We start from the raw sequence: 21026 nt of genomic DNA, 5'->3' as shown, positions 1-21026 counted from the left end.
GCCGGGGAAGACTGCCACCCGAGGTCTGGTCGGGCCGGATGTATTCGGGTTGTTACTTGGGCCTGTCTGGACGGTCGCACGCCCGGTACACCCTATGTCGCTATACAATCCCGTCAGGATGGCCGTCGACGAACTACTGCGTCGTAACCCTCTCTGGACTATACCTTCGTAGGTAGTAGGGCACTCTTTTCTCGGCCTCTGTCGGTGCTGATGCAGGTGTCGCACAGTCACGGGACCGTGCGACCGGACGTTATATGACGGAGACGGCAGTACTGACCGACAGTGCTGTCCGCAACCACCCTGTTCGGGGAGGATGCACCTATCCTTCGAGACAGGAGTTTCCGGTTGCTCCTCCTCGCGAACCTCACGCCACCGCTGGGAAACGCGCTCGTCTCGCCTCTACTCGACACGCTGGTCGGCCCGCTCGGGACGAGCGAGGCAGAAATCGGCCTTCTCCTGACGATGTTTACGGCTCCGAGCATCTTTCTCATTCCGCTCGCCGGGATGTTGGCTGACCGCATCGGCCGGAAGTACGTCCTCATCGGCGGCCTCCTTCTGTTCGGGGCTGGTGGGATGGGTATCGCCTTCACGACCGACTTCCGGGTCGTACTGGGGCTGCGACTGCTACAGGGCATCGGCTTTGCCGGGCTGACGCCGATTATCGTGACGAGCCTCGGGGACCTCTACCGCGGGAGCGAGGAGGCCACCGCACAGGGAATCCGCTTCTCCACGTCCGGGCTCTCGATGATGACGTTCCCGTTCGTCGCTGGCGTACTCGTCACCATCGCGTGGCAGTTCCCGTTCTTCCTCTACGGCCTCACCGTCCCGACTGCACTGCTGTTGTTCGTGCTCTTCGAGGAACCGATGGGCACGGACCCGACCCGTGGGGAGTCCGGGACCGATATCAGAACGCTAGCGCGCTTCGTCAGCAACCCCCGCGTCGCGGCGGTGCTGGTGGGCCGGAGCGTTCCGAACTTCCTGTACACGGCCTTTCTCACGTACAATTCCTTCGTCGTCGTCCGCGTTATCGGCGGGAATCCCAGCGAAGCTGGCCTACTCATCACCGCCGCGAGTCTCATGCACGCCGTTTCGGCCACGCAGGCGGGCCGCATCACTGACATGTTCGAGACGAGACTCTATCCCCTGCTAGGTGCGACCCTCAGTATGGCAGGCGGTCTGACACTCGTGGGACTTGCCCCGTCACTGCCCGTTGCCCTCGTCGGCGGCGGTGGCGTCGGCCTCGGGTTCGGGCTCTCGCTGTCGCTCTACCGGAGCGTCATCACAGACCTCACCACCGAAGCGACCCGAGGGAGCGTCGTCGGCGTCGGCGCGTCGCTCGGCCGAATCTCCTCGACTGTCGCACCCATCGCGATGGGGTTCGCTGTATCGGTCACCGACCCGATACTCGGGTTCGACATCGCAGTCCGTGGCATTGTCGCTGCCGCCGGCCTGCTCTGTGGCGTCGTCGGCGTGATTTGTCTGCTCGTCGCCAGCCGTTCACCGGAGGTCCGTAGCGGGGACGCCAACCCGACGTGAAGGGCTGGAATGGTTCCGTCCGGTCGGGCGCAATTTTAACTGTCACAGGAACGGTGTGACGGTATGGCACAGTCCATCGTCGAGCGGTTTCGGAAGTTCGATTCGTGTGTTGTCGGAGATGCACTGGACGCACACGGTATCGACGGTGTCGCCGCTGGAGTGACTCCGGTCCGGTCCGAGTATACGGCCGTCGGCCGTGCGCACACGCTCTCGCTTGAACGGGCCGTTCCGGAGGGCGAACTGGCCGAGGAGACGACGAACTTCCCCAACGCGATGCTCTCTGCCCTGCAGGCCGACCGCGTCCTCGTCGTCGACGGTGTACACGGCGTCTCACACTGGGGTGGAAACGCTTCGCGGCTGGCGGCCGAGGCAGGGATGGCTGGTGTCGTCATCGACGGCAACTATCGGGACGTGCCGGACGTTCGTACCGCCGAGTTCCCCGTATTCGGCCGCGGCCCGACGCCACGCTCCGGCCAGCGACGCCTCCACGTCGCGGACAGCGGTTCGACGGTGACCGTTGGCCACTGTACCGTCGAGACGGACGACATCGTCGTCGCGGACGCGACGGGTATCGCCGTCGTCCCCGCGGACCGTGCCGCGGATGTCGCCGACACCGCCGACGACATCCTCTCGGAGGAACTCCTCATCGAGCGGAAAATCGACACCGGCGCGACGGCACAGGACCTCATCGGCGACGACCACGAGTTCTGAGCAGCGCGCGATGGCGACGGGGCCACCGTGCTGAGCCAAGGCGTTCACTATCGTGGAACGAATTTGGCTGAGTTCCCCGTGGATACCGAAACCGACCGATTCGGCCCCAGTACGGACTCGACAAGTCACTCCAACGAGAATTACAAGTATATCAGTGTAATACTTAGCGAGTTGTCCTTCGGCTCACGGTTGGCGGCGGCGGCACACGGGTCCACTCTCGTTGGCGAGGAGTCGTCCTCACCTGTCCGACGCCGTTCAGAGTGACCGAACGGTACTCGACGGGGAGTGATACAGACAGTGGCAACTAGACGACGTTGTGGAACTGTCCAGAGCGAACGTCGCCGGGTCTCCTTTCGACGTTCACTATCGTGGGACGGCGACTATCGGGGCGGCAACCAGTCGGCAAGGGAGGGCTGCAGGTAGATTTATTCGAGCGACGGCCGACGGTGATGTATGGTCTCGATACCGGCTGTACGACAGCGAGAGCTGAAACCGTACTTGGCTTTCCTCCGACGACTCGACGATGACGTGTCGCTCGACACTCGGCTGTTCCACGTGTTGTACGAGTTCACCGAAGCGGACTTCCAGCGGGTGGGGGAACTGCTGGCGGACAAGGGCGTCCGCGCCGGGTTCTCTGTCCCCGGACGACGCATCGAACAGCGCGAGAGTGTCGAGCGTGCCGTCGCTGCCCTCGCGGATGCCGGACACGATATTGTTCTGCACGGACACCGCCACACGTCGTTCATGGACACGCCGTACGAGACTGCCCACGACGAACTGTCGCAGGCAGTGGAGACTATCGAACGCGTTACGGGTACGGCACCGACGGGGTTTCACGTCCCGTACATGCTCGCAAGCGACGGCGCGATGCGGGCGGCGGCGGACCTCGGCGTCGAGTGGGTTGTCGGCCGTCCCGAGTCCGACGAACAGGACGTGCCGACGATAGAACCAGTCTCCCCGTACGACCTCCAGTTGCTCGAATCGGGGACCGAACCGACCGAGACGTTCGAGCACATCACACGGAACCTCGACGACAACGCGCTCGTCCTCGCACACCCGAACATCCACCTGTACCACGACGCGACAGCGGCCTTCGAGGCGTGGCTGGAAGCTCAAACACCCGAACCACCGGCGGCCGCCGTCACTGGGACGGCCGCTGTCGGTCTCCTCTGTGACTGCTTCTCACCGTTCCGCCTCCGGTAGTCGGCCAATACGCTTCCCGTTTGGTCCTCTCCGATAGCCGTCAACGGGTGGCGGTGGTGCCACCGTGAAGGTTATATTGTATGCTACCAAACCACGCACTGATGGCCAAAAGCGGTGAGCAGCGTCCCTCTCGTCACTTCCTCCAGTCGCTACGGTGTCACGTTCTGTCGCCGCCCACGACGGCACTGAAAACCGTGCGGCGGGAACGGGACGAAATACAGGCCGAACGTCGCGCTTTCGAGTCGTTCGCGGACCGGGTCGCCGATGTCCCGTGCGACGCACCGGCACCCGACGTTCCGACGATAATGGTCGACAGCGAGTCCGGTGCAATCGAACGTGTTCGTACTGCGTACCGGGAGACAGTCATGGACACCGACCACTACGCGGATGTCTACGACAACACGCTCCGGGCCGACATCGCCTCGGAGTTCGGCAAGGGCGTCGCGGCGGCACTCTGTTCGGACACGCCGGTACAGTTCACTGACCGACTCCAGCAGTTCCTCCTCGCCGCCGTCGAGGAGAGCATCACGGAACGGGAGACGGTCCTCGACCGTCTCGACGACGAGGAAGCCTCGCTCACGGCCGCGAAAGACGAACTCGTAGACCTCGTCGACAACCTCGACGGCACGCAGATTCCACAGTGGTACGCGACCACGTTCACCGAGCGACTCGACAGACTCGCCGCCGACAGACAGGACAAGATACGGAGCCACCGGTCGCTCGGCCGTCTCGACGGGCACTCGCTCTGTGAGCACCTCTACGCCGAGGAGCCGTGGACGTACCCGGTGCTTACCGCCATCGGTCGCGTCCGCGAAGCCGTCGTCCTGTAAGTCGGGCCACCGAGGGACCGGTCAATCGCTGTCACTGGACGGACTCGAAAACGGAAGGACGTGGCGTCGTTTCGTCGGGAGCGGTCTCGAACCGGTCTGCTGTGGTCAGCCTTCGTACTCTTCGAGGCTGGTCAGGTCGTCGCTCCAGAGGTCGTTTTCGCGGTAGTACTGCTCGGTACCGGGGTGAACTGGGACCTCGCCGTTCCTGACGAGGAACTCGGTGGCGAAGTCCGGGCCGTGTTCCGAGAGGACGGCGTTGGCGTTGTGGACCTGTTCGGTGTTCTCCATGAGGATGCGGGTCATTTCGTAGACCGGTTCCGCCGGGATGTCGGCCGGGATGGTCGTGAAGTACCCGATGGAGATGGTCGGGAACGAGTCGACGCCGATGTCCTGGTCGAACACGTCCGCGGGCGTCTCCGAGTAGATGAGCGGTGGGTCGGCTTGTTCGACCTCCGATTCGCCGAACGGGAACGTGACGACTTCGAGGTCCGTCGTCGAGGAGAGTTCTTGAATCCAGCCGATGATGGTCTGTGTGTTGGCGGTGTAGACGGTGGCGATGTCGATACGGCCGTCGCGCATCGCACCGGCTTGGTCACCCAGCCCCATCACTTCGAGGTCGAAGGTTTGTTCCGGGGAGTCGACGCCAGCGAGGGTGAACGCGTCCGCCATCGTGTCCCACGCGGAGGTGCCCCGCGGTCCCCACGACATGTCGACGGACCCGTCGGTCGGGATGTCGGTAATCGTCTCGATGTCGCTCAGTTCGTCCGTGTTCCGCTTGACGAGGAACACGTCGAGCGTGAAATAGGAGAACGTCTGGCACATCGTCGTCTCCAACTCCGGGTCTTGGTACGGGTCTTGGCCAGTGTTCGCCCGCCAGACCATGGGGGCCGTACTCTGGGCGATGTCGATGTCACCCTGGTCGATGAGGCGGGGGTTGGCCGTGGTGCCGCCGGTGGTTTGGGCACTCATCTCGATGGTGTCGCTGTTCTCGCTGACGATGCTGGAGAAGGCGACACCGGAGGCGTGCGTCGCCGTCTCCTCGCCGCTGGTCCCGATGGTCCAGTTGTAGTTCTGTTGGCCACCACCGCCGTCACCGTCGCCGCCACCGTCGCCGTCGCCGCCGCCACCATCGCCGCCGCCGTCACCGTCGCCGTTCTGTGAACATCCCGCCAGTCCGAGCGCGGCGATGGGTGCCGCGGTTTTCAGAACAGTACGCCTATCGACGTTCTTGTGGCTGTCTGCCATCGACTACCTAATTGGACAGTTGATTAATAAACATTTGGGTGTGTATGACATCCATGTAAAACTGACACACGGCTAGTCGTTCGGACTCGGAAGAACCGGACACGGTGTTTTAGGCCGCTACGTCACGTCGTCGACGGCGACTGTCACGGACTCTGTATCGCCGAAAGAGGGATGGAACAGCGAGTGACGGCCGGTGCCGCCGGTGACCGTCACGACGAACTTTTCGGGACTGGCGGCAATCGGGACGAGTTGGTCGTCGTCGAGGCCACGTGCGTGTCGCGGCAATCCGCCGTCCTCCGGGTCGTACATCCCGTGGTCCCGGTGTCGGTGACGCGGAATGCGGGCGTGGTCGTAGAGGAAACGTTTCACGTCGGTTTTGGTCCAGTCCGCCCGGGCGATGGTTGCCGCGTGCTCCGGCGACAGCACGAGGTGTGGCTCCCCGCGTGCACTCAGGTAGGCTAGGTTAGTCCCCACCTTCGCCATCGTGTCAGCGGCGGTGGTGAGGATGCCTTGGGGGGTGTCGGCGACGTGGTCGTTGACGTTGTGGGGTGATTCGGCACCGAAGACGGTGACCGTACTCTCGGCGGGGTCGAAGCCGCGTTCGACGTGGAGGGGGTCCCACGGCGACGCTTCTTCGTTCTCCGCCACGCAGAGGCCGAACTTGTGTGGCCCCCCGTGTGTGGCTTTGTCGCCTTGTCCCTGCACCGCGCCACCCGCGTTCATGTAGACGAGGGTGAGGGCACGACCGATGGTGGCGTTGGCCCGGGTCCCCTGTCCGTAGGCGTTGTCCGCCCCGTTGATGCCCACTTTCTCCGCAATCGGTCCGTTCACTACCACGGACGGCCAGCAGGGGTGCGTCGTGGCGAGGACGCCGTAGAGGTTGAACTGTTCTTGAAGGCTGGCCTCTAGTGCGGCCAGCACGACGGGGAAGTGTTCCGGTGCGCATCCCGCCATCACCGCGTTCACCGCGGTCGTCTCGACGGTAATCGGCGTGTACGAGGGGGGAATTTCCCCCACTGTCTCTTCGCCCGCCCTGTCGGTGATGGCGAGGAAGTCGTCGACACGCTCGCGGGTCGGCTGTACGACCGGCAGGCCGTCCGGAGAATCGACTTCTGTCATCCGGGACTCAGACCTCGTCCGTGTACCGGCCCCCGTAGCGGTCACGTAGTGTCTCGGGGTCGCTGGTCAGAGCCTCGACCACCTCGTCGCAAATGGCGTCGGTGACCCGCTCCTCGCGCACCACTTCGGGGGCCACGTCGGCGATGGGGTGTTCGAACTCCACGATGGGGAGGCCGGGACAGGACTGGTTCTCTGACTCGAACTGACAGAGCGTGGTAAACTCCTCGGAACAGAACACGACAGTCGGGATACCGGACTCCTCCAGTTGGATGGCGTCGTGAATCGTCCACGACGAACAGGACCCACAGTCGCCGTACGCCGTCAATACCGCGTCGTACTGGCCCAACTCCTCGTAGATATCGTCGGGCGCGGCACTCGTCGCCGTCGGCTTGTACACCACGTCTGAGACATCGATGTCGGCCACCGACTGCAGGTGGGTGCCGACGCTCTGCAGGAAGTGGTCGGAGTTTTTCTTCGCGTTCGACAGCAGGCCGATGCTGGCCCCGTCGAGCGTCGCCGGTCGGTCCGTCAGCACGGACTCGTCCGTCCCGGACTGGCTGGGTGTGGGGTCGAGAATCTCGTCACTCTCGGACATATACCACCATCCACGCCAGTAATCGTCTTATATGTTTTGACGGGGCTGACGCACGTTCAAGACCGAGAGGGCGTTAGACCCGCCGCGTGACCGATTTGGTGTCGCCGAACGAGGAGCAAAACAGCGAGTGGCGACCGGTCCCACCGGTGACCGTTACCACCACGTCCTCGGGCCGTTCGCAGGGTGGAACCGTCGTGTCCGGCGGCACGTCCGTCGCCGGGCCGTGTCGCGGGCGCGTTCCGTCCCTGTCGTCGTCCATCCCTTTCCCGCGCAGTCGCTCGACTGGGATGCGGGCGTGGTCGTAGAGGAAACGTTTCACGTCGGTTTTGGTCCAGTCCGCGCGGGCGATTGTCGCCGCGTGTTCCGGCGACAACACGAGGTGCGGTTCCGCGTTCGCCGTCAGGTACGCCGTGTTCGCGCCGAGTGCCGTCATCGCGTCCGCGGCGGTGGTGAGGACGTCTTGGGGGGTGTCGGCGACGTGGTCGTTGACGTTGTGGGGGGCTTCCGCGCCGAAGACGGTGACCGTACTCTCGGCGGGGTCGAAGCCGCGTTCGACGTGGAGGGGGTCCCACGGCGACGCTTCTTCGTTCTCCGCCACGCAGAGACCCCGTTTGTGGGGACCGCCGTGTGTGGCCATGTCCGTCGTCCCCGGGTCGGCCCCGGCGACGTTCATGTAGACGAGGGTGAGGGCGCGGCCGATGGTGGCGTTGGCCCGGGTCCCCTGTCCGTAGGCGTTGTCCGCCCCGTTGATGCCCACTTCCTCCGTAATCGGTCCGTTCACCACCACGGACGGCCAGTGCGGTTCCGTCGTGGCGAGGACGCCGTAGAGGTTGAACTGCTCTGCGAGGCTGGCTTCCAGCGCGGCCAGCACGACGGGGAAGTGTTCCGGCGCGCACCCCGCCATCACCGCGTTGACCGCGAGTTTCTCGACGGTGACCGTCCGCTCGCTCAGCGGGAACGGACCGACCGTCTCGTCGCCGCTCCGGTCGGTCGCCGCGAGGAAGCTATCGACGCGCTCGCGAGTCGGCTGGACCACCGGCAGACCGTCCGGCCCGACGTCGGCCATCGGGTTACCCGCGCAACTCCGTCAGGTCCGTGTCGATGGACAGACCGAGTTCGTCCTCGAAGGCCTGCGCGTAGCCGATGTACCGCTGTGCGGTCTGGATGTTGGCGATGTCTATCATGTCGCCCTCGTACCGGACGGCACTCTTGCCCTCGGCCTCCGCGTCCCGCATCGCTTCCAGCGCGCCGACCCAGTACTCGACCTCGTCGGCGTCCGGCAGGAAGATTTCGTTCGCGTGTTCGACGTGGGAGGGGTGGATGGCGACGTAGCCGGTGTAGCCCATCTCCTTCGAGAACTGCATGTCTTTCCGCAACCCCTCGATGTCCTCGACGTCGACGTACGTCCCGGCCAGCGGGTACTCGACGCTGGCGGCGCGGGCGTCCATCAGGGCCTGCTCGCGGAGGTGGACTGTTTCGATGCCCTCCCGGCCGGGGCCGGTCCAGTCGAACCCCAGCGCGTAGTTGGTGTCGGTGCCCTTGACCGCACCGCACCCGATGGTCGCCACGCGGTCGGCGGCGTCACAGAGTTCGTACACCTGCCGCATCGCTTGGGCCGTCTCGATGCTGACGTTCAACTCCGTGCTCCCGACTTCGAGTCCCTCGCGGCGTTCGATGTGGGTCAACACGGCGTCCAGTCGCGCCACGTCCTCGGGTTCGCGGGTCTTCGGAACGACGAGTGCCTCGACCTCTTCACGGACCACGGCCTCGAGGTCGTGTGTCGTGAACCCCTCCGTGTCGTTGGGGTGGCCGTTGACGCGGACGTGGACGCGCTGCCCCTTCTCGTGGAGGTCCGCGACGTTGTCGGCCACGATGTCACGTGCCGTCTCCTTCTCGTCTGGCGGGACCGAGTCCTCCAAGTCGAGGACGATGACATCGGCACCGTTCTCGTGCGCACTCTCGACCCACGACTCGCGGTTACCCGGGATGAACAGGGCTGAACGTGTCGGCTCCATAGCCCAAATCCTCGGGTGACGGACTTATAGGTTGTCCCGTCGGGCGGTCTCTCAGATGACGCCGTCCTCGCGCAGTTTTTCGATTTCGGACTCGCTGAGGCCCAATCGTCCGCCGTACACCTCGACGTTGTCTCGCCCTTTCTCGGGCGAGGGTTCGATGTCCGGCAGGTCGGAATCACCCAGCCGAATCGGGAGGCCCGGCACCGAGATGTCGCCGTAACTCGGGTGGTCGATTTCGTTTATCATCCCCCGCTCCTTGAGGTGGGGGTCTTCGGCGACTTCGTCGAGTTCCTTGACCGGGCCACAGGGGACACCGGCGTCCATGAGAATCTCGATGATGTCGTCGCGTTCGCGCTCGCTGGTCCAGCCTTCGACCATCTCGTCCACTTCGTCGAGACGGTTCGAGCGTTTGACGTTCGTGTCGTACCGCTCGTCTCCGACGAGGTCCTCGCGCCCGATGACTTCGAGCAGGGCGTGCCAGTGGTCGTTAGTCACGCCGAAGATGGCGACGTAGCCGTCGGACGCCTCGTAGACGTTGTACGGACTCTGTGCCAGTCCGCTGTGGCGGTTACCGGTCCGCGGGGGCGCGTCGTCGTCGTTGTGGTACGCGCCGAGGGGCGACATCAGCGTGGGGTAGACGGCGTCGTGCATGCTCACCTCGACGTACTGTCCCTCGCCGGTAATCTCGCGCTGGTAGAGGGCCGTCACGATACCGGCCATCAGGTGGATGCCGCCCATGAAGTCGCCGACGGCGATGCCCGCCTTGACCGGCGGGCCGTCGGGGAACCCCGTCACGTCCATCACGCCACCGATGGCCTGAATCGTGAGGTCCATCGCCGGGTACTTCCGGTACGGGCCGTCCTCGCCGAACCCGCTCCCGTGTGCGTAGATGAGCTCTGGATTGTCCGCTTTCAGCGTGTCGTAGTCCAAGCCCAGACGCTCCATCGTCTCGACGGAGTAGTTCTCCACCAGCACGTCTGCGTCGCTGACGAGTTTCTTGAACAGTTCCTTCCCGCGCTCGCTCTTGAGGTTGAGCGTGATGCCCTCCTTGTTCGAATTGAGCATCACGAACTCCGGCGGTTCGCCCTCGTCGACACGGGCACGGAGTGGTTCGCCGTCCGGTGGCTCTATCTTCGTCACGTCGGCCCCGAGATACGAGAGCAGCATAGCACAGTACGGGCCGTTGTATATCTGCCCGAGGGTAACTACGTCTACTCCATCCAGTGCTTGCCGGTCCATACCAATATACCCCGCAATGTCGACACAAGAATCTTGTGTCAAAATCAGATACTTTCGACGCGGGGCTGTACCTCGTTTCCGAGCAGTTCGAGTGCGCCCATCGCCGTCTCGTGGGCCATGCCGGGCCACTGGACCCGGGCGACGACGTGGTCGACGCCGATACGGTCGTGCAGTTCCTCCAGTTCTGCCACCACGTCGTCCGGTGACCCGACGAGGTACCGCCCCTCGCGGGCCGCCTCGAACCGTTCTCTGTCGTCGTCCGGTCCCTCGTCCGCGGCCCCCCACTCCGCCAGCGAGTCGTACTTGTCCAAGAGGTAGGGCATCGCCGTCTCGACGGCGTCCTCTGTGGTCTCGGCGACGTAGATGTCCCGCCGGATGGGGCGACAGTCCGGGTCTTCGTCCAGTTCGCGCTCGTAGAGACCGGTCGCCTTCTCCAACTTCTCCACCGTCGAGACGGGGTCGATGAGCCACGCGTCGCCGCGGTTCGCCGCCCGCCGGACGGCCGCGGGCGCGGACCCGCCGAGCCAAATCGGTAGGTATGGTTCCTGTACTGGCTGGGGGTGGGCGGTGACGTTCTCGTAGTCGTAGAACTCGCCGTCGTACGTGGCGTCTTCGGTGGTCCACAACTGCCGGAGTACCTCGACGCTCTCCGTGACGCGGCCCTGTCGCTCGTCCTTGTCGATGCCGAGCGTTGCGAACTCCTGGTCACGGTAGCCTGCGGCGGCCCCGAGGACGAACGACCCGTCGGTGATGGCGTCGAGTGTGGCGGCCCGTTCGGCCACTAGACCCGGATGGTGAAGGGGGAGCAGGCAGACGCTCGTGCCCACCAGCATCTCGTCCCGGACGGCCCCGGCGGCCCGAGCGAGTGCGGTGAAGTTGTCGAAGTAGATGTCGTCGGTGAAGCGGTGTTCGCCGACGAACAGCGACGCGAACCCGTGGTCCGAGGCGGCCCGGGCCTGCCGAACTATCTCGTCCATACACCTCGCTGGGTCGCGGTCGTTCGGGTGCTGTGTGAGTGCCATCAGGCCGATGTCCATCCTCACGCACCTCCGAAGACGGCCGCCGGGTTCTGGCGGGCCATTCGGTCGAGGTCGGACGCGGAGACGCCGGCCGCCCGCAGTCGCTCGTGGAACTCGCCCAGTCCCGCCGGTGGGGACTCGCGGTCCGGTTGGCCGTAGTCCGTCGAGACGAAGTTTCGCTCGGGGCCGGTCTGCTCGATGGCGGTGACGATTTCCTCGAACATCGCACCGGGTTCGAAGGCGTCGGAGGCCGCCTGCGGTGCGTCGTCGCGGAACAGCGAGGTAATCCCGTCGGCCGTGGTGACGTAACACCGCTCGTAGTAGACGCCCTCGGTGGCGAGTTCTGCTTGCTCCTCGGGTGTCAGTCCCACGCCGTCGCGCGCGGCGTGGAACTCGGGGTGGGTGACCACTACGTCGCCGCCCGCGTCGGTGACGTATTCGACAACCTGCCGCGTCTCCTCGACGCCGATGTGGCCGGTGCCGACGGCCATGTCGTAGGCGAGCGTCTCGTCCAGTACGTCCCGTGCTGTCGCCGAGAGCGACCCCGACTCGTCCAGCAGGTCTACCGTCTCGGGTTCGCCTTGGTCGAGCATGTTCCGTCTGGCGGTCATCGTCGGGAGTTCGACCCGCACCGCCCCCATCTCGCCCGCGGCCGTCACGGCGTCGACGTTGAGGCCGCCGACGGACCGATTGAGGACTATCATTCCGGCAACGTCGATGTCCACGTCGTCGTCACGCTCGACGGTGGCCGCGAGCATCGCCGTCGGGAGGTGGTGGTTCTTCAGTACCAATCCGCCCATTCCCATCGCTGTCGCTTTCCGGGCGAGGGTCAGCGCGTCGTGTTTCCGCGGCCGAACGTCCGGGCCGGCGTGGACGTGGGTGTCCCACGCGCCCGCGACTGGGGTGGTAGCTGTCATGAGACTCGTACCGGTGAAAGGCCGCGCGACGGGAATAAACGTACCGCCCCGCCCGGTGGCTTTAAGACCGAGAACGCGCTGTCACGGTACATGACGCCACTCCGACCGAGCGAGGAGGTCGACTCGTGCAGGTAGCCGTCATCGGTGCCGGGGCACTCGGCTGTCTGTTCGGCGGCCGCCTCGCCGCCGACGGCCACGACGTGACGCTCCTCCACTACAGACAGGCCTACGTCGACGCCATCAACGACGCGGGCCTCCGCATCGAGAGCGACCTCGACGACACCGAGACGGTCGAGGTGTCGGTGCCCGCGACCACGGACGCGGCCGCCGCCGGGCACGTGGACCTCGCGCTGGTGTTCGTGAAGGCCCACCAGACCGGGACGGCACTCGACCAGCACGCCGCCTGCATCGGACCGGAGACGACTGTCCTCTCGCTCCAGAACGGCCTCGGTCACTACGAGGCACTGTGTGACCACGTCGGCGAGGAGCGCGCGCTCGCGGGCGTCACGTACCAGGGTGCGGTGGTCGAAGAACCCGGACTCGTGGAGCACACCGGGAACGGCGTTTCGACGTTCGGCGGCGCGGACGGCGAGGCGACGGCCCGCGTCGCGGCCATCCTCTCGGACGCCGGGTTTCCGGTGGAGACGACCGACGACCCCCGCGTGACAATCTGGCGGAAACAACTCATCAGCCTCCCTATCAAACCCCTCGCGGCACTGACGCGGCTCCCCAACGGGCAACTCGCCGCCGACGAGGCACTGGTCGACCTGATGGACCGCATCGTCACCGAAGCCGAGGCCGTCGCGGCCGCACGGGGCATCGACCTGCCCGACGAGGACTTCCTCGACACCGTGCTGCGGACCTGCGAGGGGTCCGCCGGGCACCGGTCGAGCATGCTGCAGGACGTGCTGGCGGGGCGGAAGACGGAAATCGACGCCGTGAACGGTGCCGTCGTGGACATCGCTCACGAGGAAGGCGTCGACGTGCCCGCGAACGAACTCGTCACGCGCCTCGTCCGCGGACTGGAACGGAGCTATCTGGACTGACTGCAGTCAGAAGTTCACTGCGTCCTGCCCTTTGAGGCCGAGGAACTCCCGGACCTGCGCGGGTGAGGCGGGTTCGCGTCCGGCCACGTCCCACGCTAAATCGACGATTTTCTCGACTTGCTCGGCGTTGCTCTCGGCGAGCGTGCCGCGTTCGAGGTAGAGGTTGTCCTCCAAGCCGACGCGGACGTTCGCCCCCATCGAGACGGCTTGGGTTCCCAAGGGGAACTGCATCCGCCCGGCACCGATGACGCTCCAGGAGGCGTCGTCGCCGAACAGCCGTTCGACAGTCTCGGCCATGTGTTGGAGGTGGGACTGGTCCGCGCCGATGCCGCCGTGGATACCCATGACGAACTGGAGGTGAATCGGCGTGTCGAGGATTCCGGCGTCCACGAAGTGCTTCGCGTTGTGGATGTGGCCCACGTCGTAACACTCCAACTCCGGCATCGTCCCATGCTCGTCGAACATCTCGAAGGCAGTCTTGAGCGACTCGAAGGTGTTCGGGAAGATGTGGTCCCACGTGTTGTCGAGGTACGCCTCCTCCCAGTCGTACTCGAACTCCTCGACGCCCCGAATCATCGGGTACAGGCCGAAGTTCATGCTCCCCATGTTGCAGGAGGCCATCTCGGGCTCCAGTTCTGGCACGACGGCCATCCGCTCCTCGACGGTCTGGTTCATCCCGCCCCCGGTCGTCGGCTGGACGATGGCATCCGTCTCACTCTTGATGCCCGACGCCACCTCGCGGAACAGGTCGAGGTCGCTTACCGGTTCGCCCGTCTCCGGGTCCCGGACGTGGATGTGGATGATGCTCGCCCCCGCCTCGGCGGCTGCGATACCCTCCTCGATTATCTCGTCCGGCGTCACCGGGAGGTGTTCTGACATCGACGGGGTGTGAATCGCGCCGGTGAGAGCGCACGCTACCACGACGTCGTCCATGCTGCGGGTCATGTGTCGGGCTGACAGATGATACCACTCCTCAAAAACGTTACTCCCGGCCGTCCTCGGCAACGACGCCCGCCGACACGAGGTCCGCGACGGTTCCCTCGTCGTAACCGAGTTCCGTCAGTATCTCCCGACTGTGTTCCCCGAGTGCGGGCGGGTCGCGTCGCTGTGTCGCCTCCATCCGGTTGCCACGAACCGGCGTCATCGCCGTCCGCCGTCGCCCACCTTCCACCCCCTCGAACTCTGCGAGGAGCCCAGTCGCTTCGAGGTGCGGGTCGTCCAGCAGGTCCGACGGCTGGTTGACCGGCGCGGCCGGAACGCCCTCCTCGCTGAGTGCGTCGACCAGTTCGGTGCGGTCCCACTCCCGCAGGTTCGACTGGACTGTCTCGACGAGCGCGTCCTCGTGTTCGTGGCGGGCGGCGGCCGTCTCGAAGCGTTCGTCGGCGAGCAGTTCCTCCATCCCCGTGGCGCGACAGAAGGCGGGCCAGTGACGCTCCGTCGTCACGCCGACGAACACGAGTTCGTCCGCTCGGTCCGTCTCGAAGATGTCGTACAGCGCGAACGAGGGATGAGAGGACCCGAGCGCGGGGTGGTCCGACCCGGTGATGTCGGCGTAGGTCATCCAGTATCCCATCCACTGGGTCGCCGAAGCGAACAGCGAGGCGTCTACTCGCTGTCCCTCGCCGGTGGCGTCACGCTCCCGGAGCGCGGTGAGGACGCCGATGGTTCCGTACAGTGCCGCGCCGATGTCGGCGATGGACGTGCCGACGCGGAGCGGTTTGCCCCCCGGTTCGCCCGTCATCGCCGAGAGACCGGACATGGCTTCCGCGACCATGTCCATCCCCGGTCGGTCGCCGTACGGCCCGTCGAAGAAGCCTTTGATGGAGAGGTAGACGAGGCCGGGATTATCGCGCGCGAGGTCATCGTAGCCGACGCCAAGGCGGTCCACTACGCCGGGACCGAGGTTCTCGATTACCACGTCAGCCGTCGCCACGAGGTCACGGTAGGCGTCCCGTCCCGCCTCGGACTGGAGGTCCAGTGCCAGCGAGCGTTTGTTCCGGCTGAAGGCGTCGATAATCGCCTCGCCGCTCGTACCAGCCTCGCGGACCACGTCGCCCGTCTCCGGGTGTTCGACCTTCACCACGTCCGCACCGAGATCGGCCAGCAGCAGGCTGGCGAACGGTGCGGCGACGATGTTCCCGACTTCGACGACGCGTGTTCCGTTGAGCGGGCTCGTGCTGTCGCCCATACGCCGTTCACCGCGCTCTGGGCAATAACAGTACCGACGGTCACTCGTCGCTGACGACGAAGTAGGAGACGCGCCCGAGTGCCACCGTCTTGCGTTCACCCTTGTACTGGGTGGTCACTTCGACTTGGATGACCGCCAGCGAGGACCCGGCGCGCCGTATCTCCGCGTCCGCTCGCAGGTCATCCGTCGACGGGCGGAGATACGAGACGTTCAGGTCCGCCGTCGCGTAGTCCGCCGTCTCGGGGTTCGAGAGCACCGTCCGCAGTGCCGTCCCGGCGGCGTTGTCGACGAGCGTGGCGACGGCCCCGCCGTGGACGAAGTCCGTCCCGGCGTTCACGACATGCTCGCTGTGCGGGAGCGTCAGCGTCGCCGTCCCGTCGTCGACGCTCTCGATTGCGATGTCCAGCCACGAGAGTAGTTCCGTGCCGTCGCGGAGGGCTTCCGACTGGGCGCGCCCGTAGTCCGGGTTCGATTCGGTCATTTGTCGGTGCCAATTCGGGGACGGGACAAGAAGGTTCCCCCGCTACCGGTGGGCCGCGAGCGTGGCACGCACGGCGTCTGCCCCCTCGGCGAACCGCTCGCGTTCCCACTCCGAGAGCGACCACTCGCGGATGGTCGTCACGCCGGCGTCGCTCACTTCGACGGGCACCGCGAGTGCCACGTCGGACTCGCCGTACTCGCCGTCGAGGGGCGTCGAGAGGCACAGCACGTCCTCCCGAGCATCGAGTATCGTCTCGACGGTGCGCGCGACGCCGGCCCCCGTCACCCAGCGCGACGAGTCGGCCGCGCCCCGCATCTGGACGATGTCGTACGGAATTTCGCGCACGTAATCGACGAGGTCGTCACGCTCGTCGTCCGTCACGGTCACCGACTGGCCGTCGATGGTCGCCCGCGAGAACACCGGCACGACGTGTTCGCCGTGCTGGCCCACGGTCGGTACCTCGACGGACGCAGGCGGCACGTCACGGCGCGCCGCGAGGCCGTGTGCGGTGCGGGCAGTCTCGGAGAGCGCGTAGCCGAGGAACCACGAGCGGTCCCACCCGACGAGGTCTGACAGCCGCTGTACCATCCAGTCGAGGGGATTCGTGACGACGAGGACGGGCACGGGGTCGATACCACGGAGTGCCTCGGCGACGGATTCGGCGACGGGGACGTTCTCGGGGAGGTACGTCTCGCGGCCGCCGCGCTGGTCGCCGCCCCGTTGGCGTGGCGCGCTCGCGGTGACGACCACGCAGTCCGCGTCTGCGAGCGCGTCCACCGAGACGGGGCCACCGCGGACCGTCCCGGTCACGTCGTCCCCGTGGGTCCCGCTGTGTTGGATGTCGATTCCGTGGCCGCGGGCGGCGTCGCCGTCGGTATCCAACAGCGTGATGTCGGGGTCGGACCGCCCGTGACGGAGCGCGAACGCGACTGTCGAACCGATGGTTCCGCCGCCGCCGACGATTGCGACGTGCATACGCGCTCTCTCGTGGGGACCCTCAAAAAACTGTGTCTTGGGTTGTCACACCGACCTATCGCTCGGGTTTCTCGGAGTGGGTCGGGACGCCGCGGACGGTGAGAACCTCGCCGATGACGAACGAGGCGGCGTCGCTGACGAGGAACTCGACCACGTCGGCGATCTCCTCGACGCGGCCGATGCGGCGGTCGACGGCCGAGCGGTCGATGCCGGCGGGGTCGACGTCGCCCGCCGAGACGGCACTCTTCGTGGCGATGAACCCCGGCGCGACACAGTTGACCCGCACGTCGTCCTCGGCCCACTCGTGGGCGAGCGACTTCGTGAAGTTCTCGACCGCGGCCTTCGCCGCGCCGTAGTGCGTCTCGTTGGGCGAGGCTTCCTGCCCGCGGACGCTGGAGACGTTCACGACGGACCCGCCGCCGTCTTTCAGCGCGTCGCTCGCTGCGTGGGTGCAGTTGAACACGCCGTTGAGATTGATGTCGAGGATGGTGTCCCACGCGTTCCTGCTCATCTCGTCGAACTCGACCATGAACGCGGCCCCGGCATTGTTGACGAGGATGTCCAACCCGCCGAACTCCTCGACGGTGCGCTCGACCATCGACTCGACGGACGCCTCGTCGCGCACGTCACACTCGATGGGGAGCGCGCGGCCGGGCCGGTCGCTCTCGTTTATTTCGTTGGCGACCGGGTCGACGTTGCCCTGCTCTCGCGAGCAGACGACGGTGTCGATGCCGTCCGCCGCGAACTGTTCTGCGATTCGTTTGCCGATACCGCTCGAGGACCCGGTTACGATAGCTACTGACCCGGGAATCCGAAACTCGGTCGTCACCATGCTAACTCGGTCCACACCACGAAGTCACCGTAGATAAAACTGTAGGGCACTGCGCGCGAGACGCTACCGGCGGCAGCAAAGAGTATATTACCCAACCGCCAGTACGTCGTTACCATGCCGGACAGTAACACGAGCGAGCAGGCCGACTCGGAGGGCCGTGGCTCCCGATTGCTCCGGGCCAAGTACGCGGCACTGCTCGCGCTCGGTATCGGTGGTGTGATTTACCATCTCTGGTTCGCCTACACGGGCGGCATCGAGATGGACAAACACATGATCATCCACCTCGGGATGATGATGCTCGCTGTCGGCATCGCTCAGTTCGACGTCAGGGCACTCTCGGGAGGACTCCTGCATCGACTGGACAACCTCGTGGTGATTCCGGTCGAGTCAGCCGCTGGCGTCGCCGTCGCCGTCTACTTCTGGACGAACTACAACCGACTCGCCTACCAGTCCATCGGCATCTACACCGAGATGGACTTTATCGTCGGCACCGTGTTGATACTGTTGTCGCTGGATTTGACCCGCCGGGCGTTCGGTATCATGCTCCCGCTGGTCGGCCTCGCGGGGCTCGTGTACGCGCTCTTTGGCCCGTACTTCCCCGGAATCCTCAATCACCAAGGCCTGCCGCTCGAACGGCTGGTGACCTCCTCGACGGTGGCGTTCAACGGCATCTACGACATCATCCTGCAGGTGTCGGCGACGTACATCGTGATATTCATCATCTTCGCCGCGTTCCTCGAGTCCTACGGCGCGCTGGGATACTTCATCAAGGTCGGCGCGAAGGCCGGGAGTTACTTCAAGTCGGGCATCACGCAGACGGCGGTGATTTCGAGCCTCGGGATGGGGTCGGTCAACGGGAGCGCGGCCGCCAACTCGGCGACGACGGGTGCGTTCACCATCCCCCTGCTGAAAGACCAAGGTATCGACAGGAACACGGCCGCTTCCATCGAGTCAGTGGCCTCGTCGGGTGGCCAGATTATGCCACCCATCATGGGTGCGGCGGCGTTCATCATGGCCGATATCACCGGGACGAGTTACACCCACATCATCACTATCGGACTCCTCCCGGCACTGTTGTTCTACGGCACAGTCGCGTTCGCAGTCCACTCGCTGACGCTCAAAGAGGGTGCTGACCTCGAAGAACTGACCGGAAACCTAGAAGAGGCCGATACCGAATTCGACGACGACTCGGAGGATGTCGTCCGGACGGTGGACGACATCTCGCTCGGCACACAGTCTGACCGGTCTGGTATTCTCGATGACACGAAGAAGTCAGGAGGTGTCCTCTCGGCACTCGTCGAGGGGATGTACCTGTGGTTGCCGGTGCTCGTTCTGGTCTACCTATTGATGGTGTTGCGGTTCACGCCGCTGTTCGCTGGCTTTTGGACTATCGTGGTCACGATTCCGACGGCGTTGGTCCAGCGGATACTGACGACAGACGACAACCGCGAGGCGGTGCGGACGTTCGTCGGTGACACGCTTGACGCGTGTCGGTTGGGTATCGTGAACACGGCTGCAATCGCACTGGCGACGGCAGTGATGGGCATGTTCGTGGGCGTGTTGAATCTAACTGGGTTCACGCAGACGTTCGCGCAGAGTCTGGTGAACCTCTCCGGCGGTGTGTTCGCGCTGTTGCTGCTGTTCGCGATGGTCGCTGCCATCCTCTTCGGGATGGGCATGCCGACGGTTGCGGCGTACATCGTCAGCGTCCTCCTCATCGCGCCGTCGCTGGCACAGCTCGGCGTGCGCATCGAGACGGCCCACTTCTTCGTGTTCTACTTCGCGATTCTGTCGGCGATTACGCCGCCGGTAGCCATCGCGTGTATCATCACGTCGGAGTTAGCGAACGGGAAATTCTGGCGGGTCGCCAAGAAATCGCTTCTCTTGGGTGCCCCACTGTTCGTACTCCCGTACGTGTTCGTAGCCAACGAGGAGTTGCTGTACTGGAGCGTACCCGGGACACTTGTCACCGCCCCGCTCGCGTTCCTCGGGTTGATAGGCATCTCGAACGCGTTGCTGAAGTACATGAACGGTCCGCTCAGTCGCCTCGAACAGGGCGGGTTGCTGGTGGCATCAGTGGGCGTGCTGTTCGCGCCGGTGCTGCCGATGAACGGGTCGATGGCCCTCGGCATTCGAGTCGCGTGTGCCGTCGCACTCCTCGCGTTCCTCGGCTGGAAGAACGACGTGCCGGCGCAACTCCGTCGTATCGCCGGGGCGGCGTAGCGTCGTCACCCGGTCCTACTGGTTCTGATAGTTCGGCTCACGGTCTTCCGCGAACGCCGTGACGCCCTCCTTCGCGTCCTCGGACTGGAGGAGGTGGTACTGGAAGGACTCCTCCAACCGCATCGCGTCCGACAGCGACATGTTCCGGCCACGGATGGCGAGTTCCTTGACGGCCTGCACGGCGAGCGGTCCGTTCGAGAGGATACGCGCGGCGAACTCCTCGGCGGTGTCCATCACTTCGTCGTCGGGGACGACGCGGTTGACCAAACCCCATTCGGCGGCCCGTTCGGCGTCGACGTGGTCGCCGGTCAACAGTATCTCCATCGCCGCCGTGTAGGGGAGTTGGCGGGCCGCTCGTTGCGTGCCGCCGTTGCCGGGGAGGATACCGCGTTTGACCTCCGAGAGACCGAACTCCGCGCTTTCGCCGGCGATGCGGATGTCCGTGGCGAGCAACAGCGTCGTCCCGCCTGCCAGACAGTAGCCGTCGACGGCCGCGATGACCGGCTTCCAGATTTCGAGACCGTTGTTCAGTATCTGCTCCTCTTGGGTCCGCCAGAACTCCGGCCACTCGACGGTCCCGGGTTCGACGGCTTCCTCCAGGTCGGCCCCGGCGGAGAACGCCCGGTCACCCGTACCGCTGACGATGGCGACCCACGCGTCCTCGTCGGCTTGGAACTCGCGCCACGCCGCCGAGAGGGCGGCGTACGTCTCCGAGTCCATCGCGTTCAGTTTGTCGGGGCGGTTGATTGTGACGTGTGCGAGGTGGTCCTCCACGTCGTACAGTACCTTCTCCGTCTCGGCGAGGATGCTGTCCGCCATGGCGACAGTCTGTGTCCGCGCGTGGCTTACAAC

The 21026-nt window shown here is 65.2% G+C and carries 20 protein-coding genes; 6 read left to right on the top strand and 14 right to left on the bottom strand.

Annotation, left to right across the window (positions count from 1 at the left end; genetic code table 11):
* Positions 1-282: 282 nt before the first annotated feature.
* From MUG95_RS15740 to MUG95_RS15725, 4 genes are all read left to right on the top strand, one after another.
* Positions 283-1536, top strand: a complete 1254-nt coding sequence (locus tag MUG95_RS15740; RefSeq protein ID WP_247010584.1) for an MFS transporter — start codon at positions 283-285, stop codon at positions 1534-1536.
* 63 nt (positions 1537-1599) lie between these two features.
* The gene (locus tag MUG95_RS15735; protein ID WP_247010583.1) at positions 1600-2247 is read left to right on the top strand and encodes an RraA family protein; all 648 of its coding nucleotides are present in this window, start codon (positions 1600-1602) and stop codon (positions 2245-2247) included.
* Between the two features lie 453 nt (positions 2248-2700).
* Positions 2701-3450 carry a polysaccharide deacetylase family protein gene (locus MUG95_RS15730; protein ID WP_247010582.1) on the top strand — a complete coding sequence of 250 codons (750 nt, stop codon included), beginning with the start codon at positions 2701-2703 and terminating at the stop codon, positions 3448-3450.
* Positions 3451-3551: 101 nt separating this feature from the next.
* The gene (locus MUG95_RS15725) at positions 3552-4280 is read left to right on the top strand and encodes a DUF7260 family protein (protein WP_247010581.1); all 729 of its coding nucleotides are present in this window, start codon (positions 3552-3554) and stop codon (positions 4278-4280) included.
* A 105-nt stretch (positions 4281-4385) separates the two neighbouring features.
* Here the strand turns inward: MUG95_RS15725 and MUG95_RS15720 are convergent, their stop codons facing one another.
* The 8 genes from MUG95_RS15720 to MUG95_RS15685 all read right to left on the bottom strand — a co-directional run bounded on the left by MUG95_RS15720 (position 4386) and on the right by MUG95_RS15685 (position 12429).
* Positions 4386-5525 (bottom strand): TAXI family TRAP transporter solute-binding subunit, encoded by a 1140-nt coding sequence (locus tag MUG95_RS15720; protein ID WP_247010580.1) that lies wholly within the window; start codon positions 5523-5525, stop codon positions 4386-4388.
* Between the two features lie 117 nt (positions 5526-5642).
* The gene (locus MUG95_RS15715) at positions 5643-6644 is read right to left on the bottom strand and encodes a hypothetical protein (RefSeq protein ID WP_247010579.1); all 1002 of its coding nucleotides are present in this window, start codon (positions 6642-6644) and stop codon (positions 5643-5645) included.
* Positions 6645-6651: 7 nt separating this feature from the next.
* Positions 6652-7239, bottom strand: coding sequence for a UGSC family (seleno)protein (locus MUG95_RS15710; protein ID WP_247010578.1), 588 nt, complete (start codon positions 7237-7239; stop codon positions 6652-6654).
* A gap of 73 nt (positions 7240-7312) precedes the next feature.
* Positions 7313-8305, bottom strand: coding sequence for a hypothetical protein (locus tag MUG95_RS15705; protein WP_247010577.1), 993 nt, complete (start codon positions 8303-8305; stop codon positions 7313-7315).
* Between the two features lie 4 nt (positions 8306-8309).
* Positions 8310-9254 (bottom strand): HpcH/HpaI aldolase/citrate lyase family protein, encoded by a 945-nt coding sequence (locus MUG95_RS15700; protein WP_247010576.1) that lies wholly within the window; start codon positions 9252-9254, stop codon positions 8310-8312.
* 51 nt (positions 9255-9305) lie between these two features.
* Positions 9306-10493 carry a CaiB/BaiF CoA transferase family protein gene (locus tag MUG95_RS15695; protein ID WP_247010575.1) on the bottom strand — a complete coding sequence of 396 codons (1188 nt, stop codon included), beginning with the start codon at positions 10491-10493 and terminating at the stop codon, positions 9306-9308.
* Positions 10494-10537: 44 nt separating this feature from the next.
* Positions 10538-11530 (bottom strand): LLM class flavin-dependent oxidoreductase, encoded by a 993-nt coding sequence (locus tag MUG95_RS15690; RefSeq protein WP_247010574.1) that lies wholly within the window; start codon positions 11528-11530, stop codon positions 10538-10540.
* A 2-nt stretch (positions 11531-11532) separates the two neighbouring features.
* Entirely contained in the window at positions 11533-12429 is an 897-nt protein-coding gene (locus MUG95_RS15685) for a DUF6282 family protein (protein ID WP_247010573.1), read from the bottom strand.
* A gap of 125 nt (positions 12430-12554) precedes the next feature.
* On the opposite strand from MUG95_RS15685, the gene MUG95_RS15680 reads away from it, so the two are divergent.
* Positions 12555-13475 (top strand): ketopantoate reductase family protein, encoded by a 921-nt coding sequence (locus tag MUG95_RS15680; protein ID WP_247010572.1) that lies wholly within the window; start codon positions 12555-12557, stop codon positions 13473-13475.
* A 6-nt stretch (positions 13476-13481) separates the two neighbouring features.
* Here MUG95_RS15680 and MUG95_RS15675 read toward each other — a convergent pair whose 3' ends face one another.
* Genes MUG95_RS15675 through MUG95_RS15655 form a run of 5 tightly spaced genes read right to left on the bottom strand, consistent with a single transcriptional unit; the run spans position 13482 to position 17951 of the window.
* Positions 13482-14420 carry a beta-keto acid cleavage family enzyme gene (locus tag MUG95_RS15675; protein ID WP_247010571.1) on the bottom strand — a complete coding sequence of 313 codons (939 nt, stop codon included), beginning with the start codon at positions 14418-14420 and terminating at the stop codon, positions 13482-13484.
* Between the two features lie 37 nt (positions 14421-14457).
* On the bottom strand, positions 14458-15663 hold the full coding sequence (locus MUG95_RS15670) for a CaiB/BaiF CoA transferase family protein (protein WP_247010570.1): 1206 nt from the start codon (positions 15661-15663) through the stop codon (positions 14458-14460).
* 40 nt (positions 15664-15703) lie between these two features.
* A complete protein-coding gene (locus tag MUG95_RS15665) occupies positions 15704-16144 on the bottom strand; it encodes a PaaI family thioesterase (RefSeq protein ID WP_247010569.1) in 441 nt (146 codons plus the stop codon).
* Positions 16145-16186: 42 nt separating this feature from the next.
* Complete coding sequence (locus tag MUG95_RS15660; protein WP_247010568.1) at positions 16187-17119, bottom strand: malate dehydrogenase; 933 nt, start codon at positions 17117-17119, stop codon at positions 16187-16189.
* 55 nt (positions 17120-17174) lie between these two features.
* Positions 17175-17951, bottom strand: coding sequence for an SDR family NAD(P)-dependent oxidoreductase (locus MUG95_RS15655; protein ID WP_247010663.1), 777 nt, complete (start codon positions 17949-17951; stop codon positions 17175-17177).
* A 114-nt stretch (positions 17952-18065) separates the two neighbouring features.
* Between MUG95_RS15655 and MUG95_RS15650 the strand changes: the two genes are divergently transcribed.
* Complete coding sequence (locus tag MUG95_RS15650) at positions 18066-20174, top strand: TRAP transporter permease (RefSeq protein ID WP_247010567.1); 2109 nt, start codon at positions 18066-18068, stop codon at positions 20172-20174.
* A gap of 15 nt (positions 20175-20189) precedes the next feature.
* Here MUG95_RS15650 and MUG95_RS15645 read toward each other — a convergent pair whose 3' ends face one another.
* Positions 20190-20993: an enoyl-CoA hydratase/isomerase family protein gene (locus tag MUG95_RS15645; RefSeq protein WP_247010566.1), complete on the bottom strand. Its 804-nt coding sequence runs from the start codon at positions 20991-20993 to the stop codon at positions 20190-20192.
* Between the last annotated feature and the right edge of the window lie 33 nt (positions 20994-21026).

The sequence above is a fragment of the Halorientalis litorea genome (assembly GCF_023028225.1).
In the GTDB taxonomy this organism is placed as follows: Archaea; Halobacteriota; Halobacteria; order Halobacteriales; family Haloarculaceae; genus Halorientalis; species Halorientalis litorea.
The sequence above is the reverse complement of the archived record's forward strand: the minus strand, read 5'-3'. Positions and strand labels throughout refer to the sequence as shown.

Excerpts from the sequence above, each read along its gene's own strand:
- MUG95_RS15735 (WP_247010583.1), top strand. The coding sequence starts at position 1,600 with ATGGCACAGTCCATCGTCGAGCGGTTTCGGAAGTTCGATTCGTGTGTT.
- MUG95_RS15730 (WP_247010582.1), top strand. The coding sequence starts at position 2,701 with ATGGTCTCGATACCGGCTGTACGACAGCGAGAGCTGAAACCGTACTTG.
- MUG95_RS15725 (WP_247010581.1), top strand. The coding sequence starts at position 3,552 with ATGGCCAAAAGCGGTGAGCAGCGTCCCTCTCGTCACTTCCTCCAGTCG.
- MUG95_RS15720 (WP_247010580.1), bottom strand. The coding sequence starts at position 5,525 with ATGGCAGACAGCCACAAGAACGTCGATAGGCGTACTGTTCTGAAAACC.
- MUG95_RS15715 (WP_247010579.1), bottom strand. The coding sequence starts at position 6,644 with ATGACAGAAGTCGATTCTCCGGACGGCCTGCCGGTCGTACAGCCGACC.
- MUG95_RS15710 (WP_247010578.1), bottom strand. The coding sequence starts at position 7,239 with ATGTCCGAGAGTGACGAGATTCTCGACCCCACACCCAGCCAGTCCGGG.
- MUG95_RS15705 (WP_247010577.1), bottom strand. The coding sequence starts at position 8,305 with ATGGCCGACGTCGGGCCGGACGGTCTGCCGGTGGTCCAGCCGACTCGC.
- MUG95_RS15700 (WP_247010576.1), bottom strand. The coding sequence starts at position 9,254 with ATGGAGCCGACACGTTCAGCCCTGTTCATCCCGGGTAACCGCGAGTCG.
- MUG95_RS15695 (WP_247010575.1), bottom strand. The coding sequence starts at position 10,493 with ATGGACCGGCAAGCACTGGATGGAGTAGACGTAGTTACCCTCGGGCAG.
- MUG95_RS15690 (WP_247010574.1), bottom strand. The coding sequence starts at position 11,530 with ATGGACATCGGCCTGATGGCACTCACACAGCACCCGAACGACCGCGAC.
- MUG95_RS15685 (WP_247010573.1), bottom strand. The coding sequence starts at position 12,429 with ATGACAGCTACCACCCCAGTCGCGGGCGCGTGGGACACCCACGTCCAC.
- MUG95_RS15675 (WP_247010571.1), bottom strand. The coding sequence starts at position 14,420 with ATGACCCGCAGCATGGACGACGTCGTGGTAGCGTGCGCTCTCACCGGC.
- MUG95_RS15670 (WP_247010570.1), bottom strand. The coding sequence starts at position 15,663 with ATGGGCGACAGCACGAGCCCGCTCAACGGAACACGCGTCGTCGAAGTC.
- MUG95_RS15665 (WP_247010569.1), bottom strand. The coding sequence starts at position 16,144 with ATGACCGAATCGAACCCGGACTACGGGCGCGCCCAGTCGGAAGCCCTC.
- MUG95_RS15660 (WP_247010568.1), bottom strand. The coding sequence starts at position 17,119 with ATGCACGTCGCAATCGTCGGCGGCGGCGGAACCATCGGTTCGACAGTC.
- MUG95_RS15655 (WP_247010663.1), bottom strand. The coding sequence starts at position 17,951 with ATGGTGACGACCGAGTTTCGGATTCCCGGGTCAGTAGCTATCGTAACC.
- MUG95_RS15650 (WP_247010567.1), top strand. The coding sequence starts at position 18,066 with ATGCCGGACAGTAACACGAGCGAGCAGGCCGACTCGGAGGGCCGTGGC.
- MUG95_RS15645 (WP_247010566.1), bottom strand. The coding sequence starts at position 20,993 with ATGGCGGACAGCATCCTCGCCGAGACGGAGAAGGTACTGTACGACGTG.